We start from the raw sequence: 16,059 nt of genomic DNA, 5'->3' as shown, positions 1-16,059 counted from the left end.
ATGACTTTCCATAAAATTAAAAATGTTAAAGCTTTGGACAATCTCATTTTAGAAATAATATTTGAAAACGAAGAAATAAAATATTATGATATAAAAAAATTAATATCTGAACATAAAGAGTTTGAAATTTTGAAAGATAAAACTTTATTTAATCTTGTAAAAGTAGATGTCGGCGGATACGGTATTTCTTGGAACGATGATTTGGATATATCATGCAACACTTTATACTACTCCTACGAGCTGTAGCACCTTCCCGCACAGTATTGCAAAACATTATCAAACGCCCACTATACGTGCGGCTCATTATCCAACCATAAACAATAAAATTAACCAAAAAGCTAACCCCAAAATATAAAAACTAACCCACAAACTAAAACTAACCCGGAAATAATTTTTTGAAAATTTACCTTATAACCCACCCCCTGACCGAGCGAAACGAAAAATAAAAAGGATATAAAATTTTAATTTTTTACTTATATAATACCCACCCGAACCCGCCCTTATAGTTAAACAAACATTTTTAACAAAACAAGCCCGAAAATCTAATTTTTTTTAAGACTACGAAAAAAAATCGACTTTCCCACCCCAACAAGCTAGCCATTTGAAGTATTCGCCATACGGGCATTCCGCACTACTCGCCGTAGGGGCATTCCGCACCGTATATCTTAACCTTATGGCTAGTAAAATGTATGTGCGGTTTATTACTCAATATTATTTTTGAAAAGTTTTATTTGACTTTAATTGATTATATTTTCTTTTACTAACATAACCATTAATAATATTACCTTCATTATCTTTAGTTTCTACTTCATAATAATATTTAACATCCCCAATAATAGTTACATTATTAATAGTAGTTTTATTTATTATTTGAGAATTAGAACTAGCATCTTTTCTTACAGGCAAGCAAAGACCTACATAAAAACTAATAATAGCCGTAACAACTATAGATAATATTAGTGCTATAATAGGATTTTTTTTAGCCCATTTTTTATAAACATCAAATATCTTTTGCTGCCAATTAAGTGATATGACATTTTCTTTGTGTATTTCTTCTAAGTCGTTTTTTAACTCTTCAATCTCATTTTTATCAATATTTTCTAAATTTATATCTTTATTCTCTTCTAATTTTAATAATGCTTCATCAATAGAATTAGAAATAATTTCTTTGTATTGCAACATTGGAATATTAATATTCCTAAATGTAAAAACATTAGTTAGCATTGAAATAGTACGCTGAAATTCATTAGATAATCCTAAAATATTAATATCTCTAAATGTAAGAACATCTACTAATTTTGAAATAGTCGATTGAATTTCATCAGAAAATCTAGGAATTAAAATCTTTTCAAAATTAATTTTATTAAATACATTATCAAAATTTGCTATTGGTAAATTTTTATACGCTTCCAAATATTGTATTTGAGTTTTATGCATATTATTAATAATATCTGGAACAAGTCTAATTTTACTAATTTGTTCTATACGAGAATTTAATAAATTTTCTATTAAAATAAAATCTTTATTTTCCATTTAATCCCATTTAACTCCAATATATTGATAATAAAAAATTATTATATTTTTAAATCATTTACAAATTCTTCAATATTACTATAATATTTTATATCAATATCATGTATATAATGCAATTTAGATTTTATAAACTTACAAGTATCTTTATGATTAAATAAAGTAATATTTATACCGCCTTTATTTAAAGAACTACCAAATCTAATACCATCAAATCCAAGATTTTTTAATAATTCTGCAATATATTGAGTTGGTATATAGTCAATATCATTGCCATAATTAACAGAAGAAAATCCATAATTAAGCGATGAAAATTCTGTTATTTTATTTTCGTTATTATCTATGTCAAATTCTAAAATATTAAATAATGTTAAATCACATAAAGTTTTTATTTCAGCTACACTTACAAAACTATCTATCATTGGTCTAACTTCTTTTATACTTGTTTTTATATCTGCCGAAGTATATAAATAACTAATTTTTTCAGGATTAGCCCTACCTGCTTTTGATATTTCTGAACTTGGTGCCATAGAATTTTTTTCATCATAACCAATTATTTCTTTTTCTTCATTAAGTTCCTGTTTAATAACATCATCTTTAAAAATTCTACTACGATACAATTCACTATCTTTTTCTAATATAAATTTATAATTTAAAGCCTCTTTTTCTACAACATCTATTATTTTATGTTTTGGAAAAAATCTGTTATTATAAATTATTTCTTTTTTAAAATCTTCAAAATCAACTATTATCTTATATCTAAAATACAATAAAACAATAGCAACTGCCCATACAGGATTAATATCTTTTTTATTATTATCTTCTTCCATTTTTTATTTAATCTCCTTCTATAATCTTTCTTTCTTCCTCCGATATATTATAAATAGAATAAACAGTTTTATCAATAAAAGAATCAATATCTGCAATATCATTTTTAATACGATTGATACTGTCAGGATTTTTTTCATTTATAAGCCTTTGATTACATTCTATCATCTCGTTAACATGATTAATTAATTTGTTTCTTAAATTTTCGTTGTCAGTATTGCAAATAGGAATATTTAAAAGAGGTTCTTTGTCAACTTGATAATTAGAACCCTGCATTTTTCCCTTGTTTCTTAACCAAAAAGCTATCAACTTTGAATTCAAAATACCTGTCAAATATTTCAAATCAATATCCTCTGGCTTTATAACATAAAATGTAGCAGAAACATAAGAATCAAAATCAACATAACTAAAAATAGGTTTGTCAACACATTTTCTAACAGATATTATTTTTTCACCTATAAAAAAATTCTCTTTTCTAGCTCTATGCAAACCATAAGGGGCATTGTCTGAAGTAATAACACTTTTAAATTTATCAAGATGTTTCTTTATATTAGGATATTTTTTTATTTTATTTACATCTTTAAAAGTTGAATCCGTATATATTACCCATTCTTTATTATTACTGTCTGCATAGTATCTTTTTATTTGTTCTGTAGTGTATGCAGGTTTTATTAATTCTAATTCTTCCTTAGATAAATTTAATGCATTTTTTTCTTCATCTGTTAAAACAAAAATTCCATCTCCGACTTTAAAATCTCCGCCTAATATAGACCTATTTTTTTCATTCAAATAATCTTGCGGATATACTATGCCTTGAGCTGTATTTTCAGATGTTAAAAAATAATTTCCAACTTCTTTTATCTTTGACAATACTGTATCTTTACTGCTATCAATAAATGTTATTAAATTATTTAACATTCTATCTTTTGATATTATAGTTTTTATATGACTTATATCATTTGATTTTTCATTTTCAAATAAAAAATTTTCTATCTCAAAAATATCAATATTTTTATTCAAAATTTTATAATAATCAATTTCATAATCTTCATCAATTTTTTCTTTATTCAATATAAATACCATTGTTTGTATGCCAGCTTCAAGAAAAACTCTAAAATCTCCAAAATCTATATATTTTAAAATTTTTGAATCTGTTAAAACTTTATTTCTTAATATAGACGCTCCTGCATTTGTAATCCAATTATTAGGGGCAATAAATCCTAGTTTTCCATTTTCTTTTAAAATATCCAAACCAAAACAAACAAAGAAATACCATAAATCCATTTTACCTTGATAATATTTAGATAAATCGCCTTTCTTCACATTCTCAAAACTTTCTCTGTCTGTATATTCTTTTACATAAGGCGGATTACCAATAATTATATCAAATCCTCCTTTTTTAATTATACTTGAAAATTCTTTCTCCCAACTAAAGCATTTTATTTTATATTGTGTATCTTCATCGGATGCAAATAAACGCTCTCCCTCACTATTAAAATTGCTGTTTATTAAAGAATTTCCAGATTTTATATTATCTTCTAAAGAAGGTAAAGCTCGCTCATTAAATAAATCCTGATTGTTCTGTATTGACACTGGACTCTCCCCCTCCAAACATTTCATAAGTAATGATAATTTCGTTACCTCTACCGCATTGCTGTCTATGTCCACTCCAAATATATTGTTGCGTAATATCTGCTTCTTTATCCAAATTGTTAAATCCCCATTCTCTTTTATTACATCTTCTTTTGAACCCTTAAACTTCGCCCTGTCCTTTATCTTGTTGTAATATTCAATATGATAATTAAGTAAATATTTATACGCCCCAAGTAAAAAACTTCCGCTGCCGCAAGCTGGATCCAATATTTTTATATTCGCTATCTCCTCAGGCTTCTTCCCCTTTATAGCCTCCCCAACTGTATTCGCTACTATATAATCAACTATAACTCAGGTGTATAATAAACCCCTCCAGCCTTACGCACCTCTGGTTTTAATTCTATCTTCGCACTATGGTTCTTCCCTATAGTGATAGTCTTACCCAAAAACTGCTCATAAGCATTCCCTATTATCTCAACCGATATAACAGAAAACTCATAAGGACTCAAAGGATAATAAAGCTCATTAATAATCTCTTTTATTACTTTATTATCAATCTCAATACTGCTGCTAATACTGTCTTTAGAAAAATCAAACAGCCCCGAATTATACCTGCCGTCAGCCTTCTCAAAAATTTTTAAAAGATTACCATAAAAACTCTCGCCCTTATTCTCGCACTACTAGCCGTAGGGGCTTCCCGCACGGTATCGCCTTACCTTATCAAACGCCAACTATACGTGCGGCTCATTACCCAACATCAAACAAAAAACTAACTAAAAAGCCAACCCAGAAATATAAAAACTAACCCACAAACAGAAACTACCCCAGAAATAATTTTTTTGAAAATTTACAATATAACCCATCCAAACCACACATTTTGGAACTAAATAAAAAATATTACCATAAAAACTCTAGCCATTATTCTCATAAGTCATTTTTAAATCAGAATATTACTAAAATCTATTATTTAAATTTAATTTTATTATTCAAATTAATAAATTAAAATACTATAAAAATTTACAAAAATTACGATAATTGACACACCATGTATTTTATGGTATCATAAAAAAATAAAAAATAGATAAATAAAAAATGATTAAAAACTTAGAAAATAAAAAAACATATTCAGATTATAATACAAATCAAACTACTACTCTTAATCAAGAAAATTATTCTGTATTAAGTTTATTTTCTGGTGCAGGCGGTATGGATTTAGGTTTCAAACAAGCTGGATTTAATATAGTTTTTGCAAATGATTTTGATGAAGATGCCTGTATAACTTATTCTAAAAATATAGATGATAACATTATTTGTAGAGATATAAGTCAAATTAAAGATGATGAAATTCCAAAAAATGTAGATGTTTTAATAGGAGGATTTCCTTGTCAAGGATTTTCAATAGCAAATAAAAATAGGCATGTTAATGATAAACGAAATCATTTGTATAAAGAAATGATAAAAATAATTGCTATATCCAATCCAAAAATTGTTGTTGCTGAAAATGTTAAAGGTATTTTATCCTTAGGAAAAGGAATAATATTTAAACAAATAAAAAATGACTTAGAAAATTTGGGTTATGAAGTAGATTATAAAATTTGTAATACTGCCTATTTTGGTATTCCTCAATTTAGGGAAAGAGTTATTATAATAGCAAATAAAATTGGAGTTCATAATATATTTCCAAAAGAAACTCATAATAATTATAATCTTATAACAACAAAAGATGTTTGTGGATTTCTTTCAAATGTAGAAATAAATTATAATCCAATTGTAGTTAATAATAGAATTATATATAATCATATAGCATCTACAAATGTACATGATAAATTTTGGGGAAGAAAACATAAAGTAAATCAAGAAGAGATATGTGATTATTTAAAATATTGGAGAAAAAAGGCAGGACTTTCAACAAAAAAAATAGATGAAATTTTTGGATACAGACACACAGCAGGACATTGGTTTAGAAAAGATAATAATTCAGGAAGTATTCCTAAACCATCAGACTGGTGGAGATTAAAAGAAATATTACAATTTGATGATAAATTTGATAAAGCAGTAACAGAGTTAGAAGAAAAACAAATTGTTTTTGAACAATCTCTTAGAATAACAAATTGGGATAGACCAAGTGATACAATTACTGCAACAAGTCCAGAAATTCATATTAATAAAGAGAGAAGATTATCTGTAAGAGAATGTGCTTTAATTCAAACATTTCCAGATAATTTTATATTTTATGGAAGTATCAACAGTATGTATAGACAAATAGGAAATGCTGTGCCAGTAAAATTTGCTAATATTATAGCTCAATGTATAATAAAGATGTTAAATATGAAATAAAGGAATAAAATAATGCTATTAGATAAAGAATTAACAGATAAAGAATTAGAAACTTTAGAATGCAAATATTTAAATAAATTTTACCATTTTTTAAAATTTGTTGAAGATGAAATGTTAAGAGGATTTCAAACCAAAGAAAAAATAAAAAATGATTGGATTAACTTTTGGAATTCAGGAGGTTCTAGCGATTTTGATGTAGGAGCTGAAAGAATAGTATATGCTTTGCTAAATGGTAAAGGTATAGGACAGCCAAATTCATGTCCTGTGGGAGCTGATTTATTCTTTGAAGTTGAAGATGCTTTTATACATATAGATTTAAAAACTGTTCAAACGAGAAATATAGGAGATTATAATACATCAATATTCGTAGGAGAAAACCAGAATAGTTATGATTATCATATGATAGTCAATAAAACAGAAAAAAGAGAGTACACCCCTCATTTACCACATTATTATACAATAGATAAACATTTGAAACCATGTCTTACATATTTTATAACAATACTTTATGAAGATAAAAATCTAGAAATATTAAGTATAAATTTATTGTGTATGCCAAATGGACAACTATCCAGTATTTATAAAGAAGATGTATTAAAAGCAGGTAAAAATCCAGGCAAAACAAGATTTAATTTCCATAAGACACCAAATTTTAAAACATTAAACAATGAGAAAAGAATTAAAGTTATTTATTTCAATGATAAAATATCTAAAAGTGAAGAATTAAGTAAAAATCTAAAATTTCTATTAAGTATATATAATAATGAAATATAATTAAATTTTTAAATGAAAAACATAAATTTTATATAAAAAATTAATTAACAAAATATTGTATAAAAATAAAAAAGGATAGCCAGCAAAAACTAGCTACACTTTTATTATTCTAAACGTAAAAATATTATAAATTATTCATTATTTCTATATTATTATATTTATTTTAAATAACTTCTTAATAATGATTTTAATAAATGATATTCAGATTTTAAAGTATCTAAGACTTTCACAAAATTTTGAGATGGATTTGGAGGAATATTATTATATGATATAAATTCCAATTCTTCATTTACTAGATAAGAATATCTAAATAATACATCTTTACTCATATCAGCATTTATAAATTCAACGTTAATCATTATCTTTTTAAAATTTTCTGCAAAATCTAAATATATATCCAAATATTTATTACATGTATGTTTTAACACAATTTTACTAATATCCGATTCTAAGGCTATTTTTAAATTATAAAAACTATAAAAATTTAAATTATTTATAATTAATTCATTTCCTTTATCCTCTAAGTTTACAATATTACTATTATTAATATCATTAAATAAATTATTCAAATCACTAAATACAACATCAATATCATTAATATTACATATATCATACACTATTGTTTCATGTGTTTTTAACACAATTACTAATCTTAAACATTCAATAATATCTCCTCTATAATTTTGAAGAGTAATTTTTTCTAAATAATGCATTTTAAAATTTTTAATATCAAAACTATATATTAACATAAAATATTCCTTTTTTAGTAAAAATATCATTAACAAAAATAAATATAAACAATATATAATTCATATTTACAACTTTTTATAAAAATATCATATAAAAATAAGAAAGGATAGCCAGCAAACACCAGCTACCCTTTTAATATCTAAATATTAATTATTTTTTATCTCACTGCCTCAGCACATCTAGTACATAACTCTTTATGCTCGCTGTCTGTTCCTACACTGTCATAATGTCCCCAACAGCGTACGCATTTTTCATGACTAGCTTTCTCTGTCTTAACGAAAGAAACGCCGCCCTCTATAAATGTATCGTCCTTGCTGTCAGAAAGTGTTACTTTACTTACGATGAATATCTCGTTTAAATATTTTTCATATTTAGTAAGTAATTCTTTAGTTGCTGGTTCTTTAGTGGATATTGTTACATAAGCCTCTAAAGATTTACCTATTGTGCTATTATCTCTAGCTCTTTCAAGTGATAATAATACATCATCGCGTACTTTAAGAATTGAAGCCCATTCTTTTTCTAACTCTAAATCAATTAAATTGTCATCAGCTTTAGGATATAACTCTAAATGTACAGAAGAAGCATTTTCTCCTTTGTAGTATCCCCAAACCTCATCAGTTGTGAAAGGAAGTACTGGAGCTATTATTTTTACTAACACATCTAATATTTCAACAAGTACAGTCTGAGCACTTCTTCTTGAAACAGAATCTTTTCTATCACAGTATAATCTGTCTTTGATAATGTCAAAGTAAGTAGCAGAAAGCTCAACAACACAGTAATTTATAAGTCTTTGATAGAATAAATGGAACTCATAACCATCGCAAGCCTTCTCAGCAACTTTTATAAAACTATGAAGTCTTGATAAAGCATATCTGTCTACAGGAAGTAAATCTTTAACTTCAATCTTTTCTTTAGTGAAATCAAAATCAGAAATATTTCCTAATAAATATCTGAAAGTGTTTCTTATTTTTCTGTAATTGTCAGCAATAGCCTTCATCATGTTATCACCAACACGTGCATTGTGAGTGAAGTCTTCACTTATACACCAAAGTCTTAATATATCAGCACCATATTTGTCAATAACTTCTAAAGGTGAAACAACATTGCCTGCACTCTTATGCATAGCTCTGCCTTGTTCGTCTAAAGTCCAACCATGAGTTACAAGCTCTTTGTATGGAGGTATTCCTCTTATAGCCATAAAAGGCCAAATTGCAGCTTGGAACCAACCTCTGTATTGGTCGCCTCCCTCTAAATATATATCAACAGGGAAAACTCCGTCTAAATCTTTATTAGTTTTCTGTGCAGCAAAAGATGATACACCAGAATCAAACCAAACGTCCAAAATATCTTGCTCTTTATCAAAATCACAGCTTCCGCATTCACATTTAGTGCCTTCAGGAAGTAAATCTTTAGCCTCTAATTCAAACCAAACATCCATTCCTTTAGTTTTTACTATTTCAGCAAAATGTCTTGTAGATTCAGCAGTTAATAAAGTTTTTCCGCAGTTCTTACAATAGAATGCAGGTATAGGAACTCCCCAAGAACGCTGTCTTGATAAACACCAGTCAGGACGATTTTCAAGCATTTTCTGCATTCTATCATGTCCCCAAGTTGGATACCATTTAATATTATCTAAAGCTTTAACTGTTCTTTTATCTATATTATCATGTGTCATATTCATAAACCACTGAGAAGTAGCTCTGAATATCAATGGATTTTTACATCTCCAGCAAATAGGATAACTGTGAGTAACTTTTTCTTTATAGTATAATGAACCGTTATTTTCAAGTATCTCTACTACTTTAGGATTTGCATCTCTTACTTTCATTCCCTGCATTTCTGGGAAATCGCTTGTATATCTTCCAGCTTTATCAACCGGACAATATATTTCAAGTCCGTAATTCATACCAGTTTGATAGTCTTCCATACCATGACCAGGTGCAGTATGAACTATACCAGTACCAGCAGTAGCTTCAACATAATCAGCAAATACAACAGCAGATTTTCTGTCTTTTATAAATGGATGAGCTATTTCAAGTTTTTCAATCTCTTCCATAGATACAGGAATCATATCTCTGCCTTCTGCTTTCATGTCTTTTTTAGATAAAACTGTATCAACTAAAGAAGTTGTCATTATTGCATATCTTCCGTCTATTTCAACAGCAACATATTCTAAGTCTCTATTGAAAGCACAAGCCATATTTGAAGGCAATGTCCAAGGAGTAGTAGTCCATATCATAACATCAACATTACCATCTAATTTATCATTGATTTTATTTAATACTGGGAATCTTACATAAACGCTTGTAGAAGTATGATTATCATCATATTCTATTTCAGCAGCAGCCAATGCAGTTTCACAATCCATACACCAATGAATAGTTCTTAAACCTTTATATATGTATCCCTTCTCTACTAACTGTGCAAATACTTCAACTATTTCAGATTCATATTCAGGCGACATAGTAAGATAAGGATTTTCCCAATCTCCCATTACACCGAGTCTTTTAAACTCTTTTCTTTGAATATCAATATATTTCTGAGCATAAGCACGGCATTTTTTTCTCATTATAAATTTAGAAGTTTCTTTATATTTATCTCCTAAACTCTCCTGCACTTTTAATTCTATAGGCATACCATGACAATCCCAACCAGGAACATAAGGAGAATCGAAACCTTTAGCAGATTTATATCTAACAATAATATCTTTAATAATTTTATTCAATGATGTTCCAATATGAATGTCTCCATTCGCATAAGGCGGTCCATCATGTAAAATACATTTAGGAGCACCTTTTCTTAATTCTCTAAGTTGTTGATAAAGTTTTTCTTCGTCCCATTTATTTATTATTTTGGGCTCTTTTTCCTTTAAACCTGCTTTCATAGGAAAAGCGGTTTTAGGCAAATTGATAGTAGAACTATAATCCATCTTATTTTTGCTCCATTTTTTTTATTTTCTTTAATAATTTTTGAATTTATAAAGATATTCAATTCTATACTATAAGCAGGAATTTTACAAGTTTTTATTGTAATTAATCTATCATATTGACAAAAATACTAATAAATATATATTATAAAAATAATATAATGAGGAATAAATGTTTAATAAATTAGTTGAGGAAATACATAAATCTAAAAAATTAACATTTGATGAAATATCAGAAAAATTAGAAAAAATAGTTGCAAATACAAATAATTTTTTAGATATAATATACAATGTGGGAATAATACCTGAATCAATAGGGCATGATACTACAGAAGAAAAAGCTTTTTCAAAATTATCTGATATAATTTTAGCTAGAGCTTTTAGAGAAATAGGGCTTGATTCAGATGTTTTAAAAACAAGAGGGAATTCTGCAGATGTATATGCGGAATCTAAAATACATAAATATTCCTTAGTAGCTGATGCTAAATCTTTTAGAATGAGCAGGACTGCTAAAAATCAAAAAGATTTTAAAATTGATGCTCTTTCAAAATGGAAAAAAGATGAAGATTATTCTATTTTATGTTATCCATATTTCCAATATCCTAGAAAAAAAAGCCAAATTTATAAACAATCATTAGAAAAAAATGTATGTTTACTAAGTTGGGAACATTTAATATTTTTGATAGAAAACAATATTAAAGAAAATAAATATATAAATTTTGAAAATGTGTGGAATTTTGGAACTTTATATTCTGAAAAAATTTCATTGAAAGACAGTGAAAATAATTTTTTCTATAATTTTAATGAAGCATTTTGCCACACTATAAATATTAATAATAACAAATTCAATGATACATTGATTAATCAAATTGATATAATAAAAAACAGATCAATAAAAGAAAAAATATATTTAAAAAATGAAATAAACATAATAAAAAGTTATACTAAAGAACAAGCAATATCTGAATTGCTCAAATCGCAAAAATTAGAAGATAGAATTAAACATATAGATGATTTTATAAAAAAGGTTCAATTATGAATATTATAGATAAAATAATATGCGGTGATTCAATAGATATAATGAAAACTATTGATAGCGAAACTATACATGCTATTATATCAGATATACCTTATGGAATATCTTACGAAGATTGGGATGTATTACATAATAATTCAAACTCAGCTTTAGGAGGAGCTTCAAATGCCCAATTAGAAATAGGAAGTTTATTTAAAAGAAGAGGAAAACCTTTAAATGGCTGGAGCGAAGCAGATAAAAAAATACCTTTAGAATACCAAGAATGGTGTTCTTCTTGGGCTTCAGATTGGCTTAGAGTTTTAAAACCTGGAGCAAGCTGTTTCGTTTTTGCCGGCAGAAGATATGCTCATAGATGTATAGTGGCACTTGAAGATGCAGGTTTTACATTTAAAGATATGCTTGCTTGGGAAAAAAATGCTGCTGCTGCTAAAGCTCAAAGACTATCATCTATATATGAAAGAAGAAATGATATTAAAAATTATGAAAAATGGAAAGGCTGGAGAGTTGCTAATTTAAGACCTATATTTGAACCTATATTATGGTTTCAAAAACCATATAAAATAGGCTCTACAATAGCGGATAATGTAATAAATAATGACGTTGGTGCTTGGAATGAAGAAGCAATAAAAAAGTATTGTATAAATCATAAAGATAATAATTTTTATGATAATATAATAAAAGTAGATGTAACAAAATATGATTCTGGTATGCATGTTAATCAAAAACCTATAAAATTAATGGAATTATTAATATCATTGGTAACAAAAGAAAATGCTGTTATTTTAGATCCATTTGTTGGTTCAGGTACAACTTGCGTAGCCGCTAAAAATATAAACAGATATTATATAGGTATAGATATTGATGAGAATAATGTAAATATAGCCAATAAAAGATTATTAGATGAATGTTATCAGCTAGAATTAGATTTGTAACATTATTAAATAATTCAATCATAAAAATATAAAAATGCTATTTTATTTAACTATTATTATTTTATATCACTATAAGATTTAAAACCATGTAAAGACTCAGCAGCTTTTACAGCATTATTAATAGCACGCCCCATAACAATTGCCGCAATAGTACCTACTGCATCCAAATTAGCATTAATATCTCCCACACTCATAGCATAAATACTGTCGCCGTCTAATGTTGTATGAACAGGCTTTATTGTTCTTGCAAATCCATTATGCGCCATAGAAGCAATCTTTCCCATTTGCGATTTCGTAAACTTAGCATTGGTTATAACTGCCCCTATTGTAGTATTTGTAACTATGTCTTTAGCTGCAGAAGTAAATGATAAATTTTTATTTTGTGTAATTTTTATAAGCTCTTTTTCAGAACTTCTTAATCCATTTTTATTTTCATTAAGAAGACCTGCTATCATTTCTCCATTATCATAATCATATATATCCCCAAAAGCATTAACAGACACTACAGCACCAATCTTTACATAATCAATTTGAACAGCATAAAAACCAAGTCCAGATTTCATAGCATAATCACTGCCTAAAATTTTTCCTACAGTTGCTCCAGTACCTGCTCCGTAATTTCCCATTTTAGGATTATTATTTTCAGAATCTATACAAGCATCATAAGCCATATTAATATCAGGACGAACTTTATAATCGCCAATTCTTAAATCAAATATACAAGACTGACAAACTAAAGGAACCTTTGTAACACCTACATCAAAACCAATATTTCTTTCCTCTAAATATTTCATAACTCCGCCGGAAGCATCTAAAGCAAAAGCACTTCCTCCGCTTAAAAGTACAGCATGTATAATTTCAGTAGTTGCAAATGGTTTAGTAAGTTCGCTCTCCCTTGATGCAGGCCCTCCTCCCCTAACATCCAAACCAACAGCGGCGCCTCTTTCACATATTATAACCGTACATCCTGTGGCAGCTTCTTTATTTTGCGCATTGCCTATTTTTATATTTTCTATATCTGTTATGTTTATCTCTTTCATAAATAGATCCTATATATAAAACTATTCAAATAAATATTTATAAGTATAATGAAGTTTTACCTTGCATCCTAATTCTTTTATGACAGCAAAAAATACGAAGAACTGAATTTTTACATACAAAAATAATTTTACACAGATAAAAAAAGAGTATGTATATTTTTTAATACACATACTCTAATATATTTAAAAATTAATTGTATATTCTAAAATCCATTTCTGGGAATATATCATCTCTCCACTCTAATTTGCTTAGCCATTCTTCATTTAGATCCCTATTTTTTATAGCATAATAAAGATCAGTAAATCTTTTTATATATAATTTAGTAGTATTAACAGCATAATCAACCATAGTGCCGGTATGCATAATGAAAGCCCAGTCGCTGCTTTGAGCAAGCAATAATTCACGTGCTGCCTGATTTAAAGCTCTTTCATAAAGACCAGTTTCATTATAATAATCATGCGCCAATTCTGCCATACGTTCTGCCGCTTTATGCAAATGTCTGTAAATCCATCCGTTTGTACCATTTAGCCAAACTTCTCCGTATCCATTAGCTCCCCAGCTTGACATAGAAGGCATTGATATTTGATTCACTGGGTGTCTTTCCAAATATTCTTTCGGAGTTATTGTTTCTATAGTATTTTGATCATAATGAATCTTTCTCATTAAAAATTCTATAAACATAGGTCCTTCATACCACCAATGTCCGAAAAGTTCAGCATCATAAGGAGAAACTACTATAGGAGGTCTGTCCATTACAGAAGACAAATATTCTATCTGTTTTTCTCTATTAAACATAAAATTTCCTGCATGATCTCCTGCAGCTTCCATAGCCCATTCTGGATTATAAGGCTCTTTAGCACAGTCTTTTCCTGTAATTCTATAGTATTTTATTCCAGTATTTTTTCTAAGACCATTACTTTGTATAAAATCTTTAATATAATCAAAAGGCAAATCATAGCCTATATCTCTATAAAACTCTCTATATCTAAAATCTCCGGGATATCCGACCTCAGCACTCCATACGCTTCTTGAACTTTCAATATCTCTTCCAAAAGCAGCAACTCTGCTTTCTCTTGAACAATATAAAGGAGCATAAACACCGTATTTTGGAACTTTATCTGCATACATTATACCATGAGTATCTACAAAGAAATATTTTATGCCGTTATTTGCCAAATGCTTTTCTAATCCCGGAAAAAAACCGCATTCACCAAGCCATATTCCCGTTGGCTTCCTTCCTAAATGCCTTTCATGAGTTTTTACAGCCATTCTAAGCTGAGCTTCTATAGCATTAGGATATTCCTGCATAAAAGGAAAGAATCCGTGAGTGGCTCCGCATGTTATAATTTCTAAATTTCCTCTTTCTAAAAAGTATCTAAATCCATTCAATATATTTTTATTATATTTATAAACAAAAATATCTCTTATCTTTCTAAATTTATCTCTGTAAAATTCTGCAGTATGATGAAAATTCGGATCTAATGATGTTCTTTCGCATTCCAATTCTGACAATTTAATCAATTTTTCTATATAATTAACATATCTATTTTGAAGCAGCTCATTAGCCAGCATATTCATAAGCGGAGGAGTGACACTCATAGTTATTTTAAAATTAATACCGTCATTAACCATCCTATCATAAGCATCCAGCAATGGTATATAAGTTTCGGTAATAGCTTCATATAACCATTCTTCCTCTAAAAAGTTCTCATGTTCAGGATGTCTCACATAAGGGAGATGAGCATGCAGCACTAAAGCTAAATAGCCTTTTGACATATATTATTCCTTAAATTTAAAATGTTATATATTAAATAGTATATAAAATATAAATATTAAAATCAAGACTGTAAATATCGTTATTAATAAAAAATAATAAGCATAACAATATTTTAAGAATGTTTACAGTTTTTACAAATACCTGTGAAAACGATATCATGTTTTAGTATATCTACACCATATTCTTTAGAAACTAAATCATCTAATTTGTCTTGATATTCCATAGGTATATCAATCAATTGTTTACATTTACTACATTGAAAATGATAATGTTCATTTGTTATATGGTCAAAACGTACAGCATCATCTATAATAGAAAGTTTTTGTATTTCTTTAGTATCTGATAATAGATTTAAATTCCTATATACAGTCCCTAAACTTATAGAAGGAAAATTAGGTTTAATATAGTTATATACTTCCTCAGAAGTTGGATGGTTCTTTAACTCTCTAACGGCATTTAAAATGACTTGTTTTTGTATAGTATTTCTTGTATTCATAGAATAATAACCCCATTAATAATTGTAATTGATAATTAA

Annotated in this window: 13 protein-coding genes and 1 pseudogene; 5 read left to right on the top strand and 9 right to left on the bottom strand. The window is 27.7% G+C overall.

What is annotated here, in order from left to right; translation table 11 throughout:
• Positions 1-246, top strand: coding sequence for a DUF2442 domain-containing protein (locus T324_RS0113800; RefSeq protein WP_028330796.1), 246 nt, complete (start codon positions 1-3; stop codon positions 244-246).
• 465 nt (positions 247-711) lie between these two features.
• Here the strand turns inward: T324_RS0113800 and T324_RS0113795 are convergent, their stop codons facing one another.
• The 4 genes and pseudogenes from T324_RS0113795 to T324_RS18995 all read right to left on the bottom strand — a co-directional run.
• On the bottom strand, positions 712-1,533 hold the full coding sequence (locus T324_RS0113795) for a hypothetical protein (RefSeq protein ID WP_028330795.1): 822 nt from the start codon (positions 1,531-1,533) through the stop codon (positions 712-714).
• A 41-nt stretch (positions 1,534-1,574) separates the two neighbouring features.
• A complete protein-coding gene (locus T324_RS0113790; RefSeq protein ID WP_028330794.1) occupies positions 1,575-2,360 on the bottom strand; it encodes an RES family NAD+ phosphorylase in 786 nt (261 codons plus the stop codon).
• A gap of 7 nt (positions 2,361-2,367) precedes the next feature.
• Complete coding sequence (locus T324_RS19000) at positions 2,368-3,147, bottom strand: TaqI-like C-terminal specificity domain-containing protein (protein ID WP_425387443.1); 780 nt, start codon at positions 3,145-3,147, stop codon at positions 2,368-2,370.
• 47 nt (positions 3,148-3,194) lie between these two features.
• Positions 3,195-4,628 (bottom strand): annotated as a pseudogene (locus tag T324_RS18995) (HsdM family class I SAM-dependent methyltransferase); the annotation flags it as partial.
• Between the two features lie 415 nt (positions 4,629-5,043).
• Here T324_RS18995 and T324_RS17425 point away from each other — a divergent pair.
• Positions 5,044-6,288, top strand: a complete 1,245-nt coding sequence (locus tag T324_RS17425; protein ID WP_084548671.1) for a DNA cytosine methyltransferase — start codon at positions 5,044-5,046, stop codon at positions 6,286-6,288.
• 12 nt (positions 6,289-6,300) lie between these two features.
• A complete protein-coding gene (locus T324_RS0113775; protein WP_038375300.1) occupies positions 6,301-7,062 on the top strand; it encodes a PDDEXK family nuclease in 762 nt (253 codons plus the stop codon).
• A gap of 158 nt (positions 7,063-7,220) precedes the next feature.
• Here the strand turns inward: T324_RS0113775 and T324_RS0113770 are convergent, their stop codons facing one another.
• Both T324_RS0113770 and ileS read right to left on the bottom strand, forming a co-directional pair.
• Positions 7,221-7,811, bottom strand: coding sequence for a hypothetical protein (locus tag T324_RS0113770; protein ID WP_028330792.1), 591 nt, complete (start codon positions 7,809-7,811; stop codon positions 7,221-7,223).
• 158 nt (positions 7,812-7,969) lie between these two features.
• Positions 7,970-10,741, bottom strand: coding sequence for an isoleucine--tRNA ligase (gene ileS / locus T324_RS0113765; protein WP_028330791.1), 2,772 nt, complete (start codon positions 10,739-10,741; stop codon positions 7,970-7,972).
• A gap of 169 nt (positions 10,742-10,910) precedes the next feature.
• On the opposite strand from ileS, the gene T324_RS0113760 reads away from it, so the two are divergent.
• Positions 10,911-11,777 carry a HindIII family type II restriction endonuclease gene (locus T324_RS0113760; RefSeq protein WP_028330790.1) on the top strand — a complete coding sequence of 289 codons (867 nt, stop codon included), beginning with the start codon at positions 10,911-10,913 and terminating at the stop codon, positions 11,775-11,777.
• The gene (locus T324_RS0113755) at positions 11,774-12,706 is read left to right on the top strand and encodes a DNA-methyltransferase (protein ID WP_028330789.1); all 933 of its coding nucleotides are present in this window, start codon (positions 11,774-11,776) and stop codon (positions 12,704-12,706) included. Before T324_RS0113760 ends, T324_RS0113755 begins: the two co-directional genes overlap by 4 nt.
• Before the next feature lie 56 nt (positions 12,707-12,762).
• Here T324_RS0113755 and T324_RS0113750 read toward each other — a convergent pair whose 3' ends face one another.
• The 3 genes from T324_RS0113750 to T324_RS0113740 all read right to left on the bottom strand — a co-directional run bounded on the left by T324_RS0113750 (position 12,763) and on the right by T324_RS0113740 (position 16,020).
• Positions 12,763-13,746 carry a P1 family peptidase gene (locus T324_RS0113750; RefSeq protein WP_028330788.1) on the bottom strand — a complete coding sequence of 328 codons (984 nt, stop codon included), beginning with the start codon at positions 13,744-13,746 and terminating at the stop codon, positions 12,763-12,765.
• A 190-nt stretch (positions 13,747-13,936) separates the two neighbouring features.
• Positions 13,937-15,523: a glycoside hydrolase family 57 protein gene (locus tag T324_RS0113745; RefSeq protein ID WP_028330787.1), complete on the bottom strand. Its 1,587-nt coding sequence runs from the start codon at positions 15,521-15,523 to the stop codon at positions 13,937-13,939.
• Positions 15,524-15,636: 113 nt separating this feature from the next.
• Positions 15,637-16,020: a Fur family transcriptional regulator gene (locus tag T324_RS0113740; protein WP_028330786.1), complete on the bottom strand. Its 384-nt coding sequence runs from the start codon at positions 16,018-16,020 to the stop codon at positions 15,637-15,639.
• Positions 16,021-16,059: the final 39 nt, after the last annotated feature.

It is taken from the genome of Brachyspira alvinipulli ATCC 51933 (assembly GCF_000518245.1).
Lineage (GTDB): Bacteria > Spirochaetota > Brachyspiria > Brachyspirales > Brachyspiraceae > Brachyspira > Brachyspira alvinipulli.
This window is presented reverse-complemented; position numbering and strand designations above follow the sequence as displayed.

Excerpts from the sequence above, each read along its gene's own strand:
- T324_RS0113800 (WP_028330796.1), top strand. The coding sequence starts at position 1 with ATGACTTTCCATAAAATTAAAAATGTTAAAGCTTTGGACAATCTCATT.
- T324_RS0113795 (WP_028330795.1), bottom strand. The coding sequence starts at position 1,533 with ATGGAAAATAAAGATTTTATTTTAATAGAAAATTTATTAAATTCTCGT.
- T324_RS0113790 (WP_028330794.1), bottom strand. The coding sequence starts at position 2,360 with ATGGAAGAAGATAATAATAAAAAAGATATTAATCCTGTATGGGCAGTT.
- T324_RS17425 (WP_084548671.1), top strand. The coding sequence starts at position 5,044 with ATGATTAAAAACTTAGAAAATAAAAAAACATATTCAGATTATAATACA.
- T324_RS0113775 (WP_038375300.1), top strand. The coding sequence starts at position 6,301 with ATGCTATTAGATAAAGAATTAACAGATAAAGAATTAGAAACTTTAGAA.
- T324_RS0113770 (WP_028330792.1), bottom strand. The coding sequence starts at position 7,811 with ATGTTAATATATAGTTTTGATATTAAAAATTTTAAAATGCATTATTTA.
- ileS (WP_028330791.1), bottom strand. The coding sequence starts at position 10,741 with ATGGATTATAGTTCTACTATCAATTTGCCTAAAACCGCTTTTCCTATG.
- T324_RS0113760 (WP_028330790.1), top strand. The coding sequence starts at position 10,911 with ATGTTTAATAAATTAGTTGAGGAAATACATAAATCTAAAAAATTAACA.
- T324_RS0113755 (WP_028330789.1), top strand. The coding sequence starts at position 11,774 with ATGAATATTATAGATAAAATAATATGCGGTGATTCAATAGATATAATG.
- T324_RS0113750 (WP_028330788.1), bottom strand. The coding sequence starts at position 13,746 with ATGAAAGAGATAAACATAACAGATATAGAAAATATAAAAATAGGCAAT.
- T324_RS0113745 (WP_028330787.1), bottom strand. The coding sequence starts at position 15,523 with ATGTCAAAAGGCTATTTAGCTTTAGTGCTGCATGCTCATCTCCCTTAT.
- T324_RS0113740 (WP_028330786.1), bottom strand. The coding sequence starts at position 16,020 with ATGAATACAAGAAATACTATACAAAAACAAGTCATTTTAAATGCCGTT.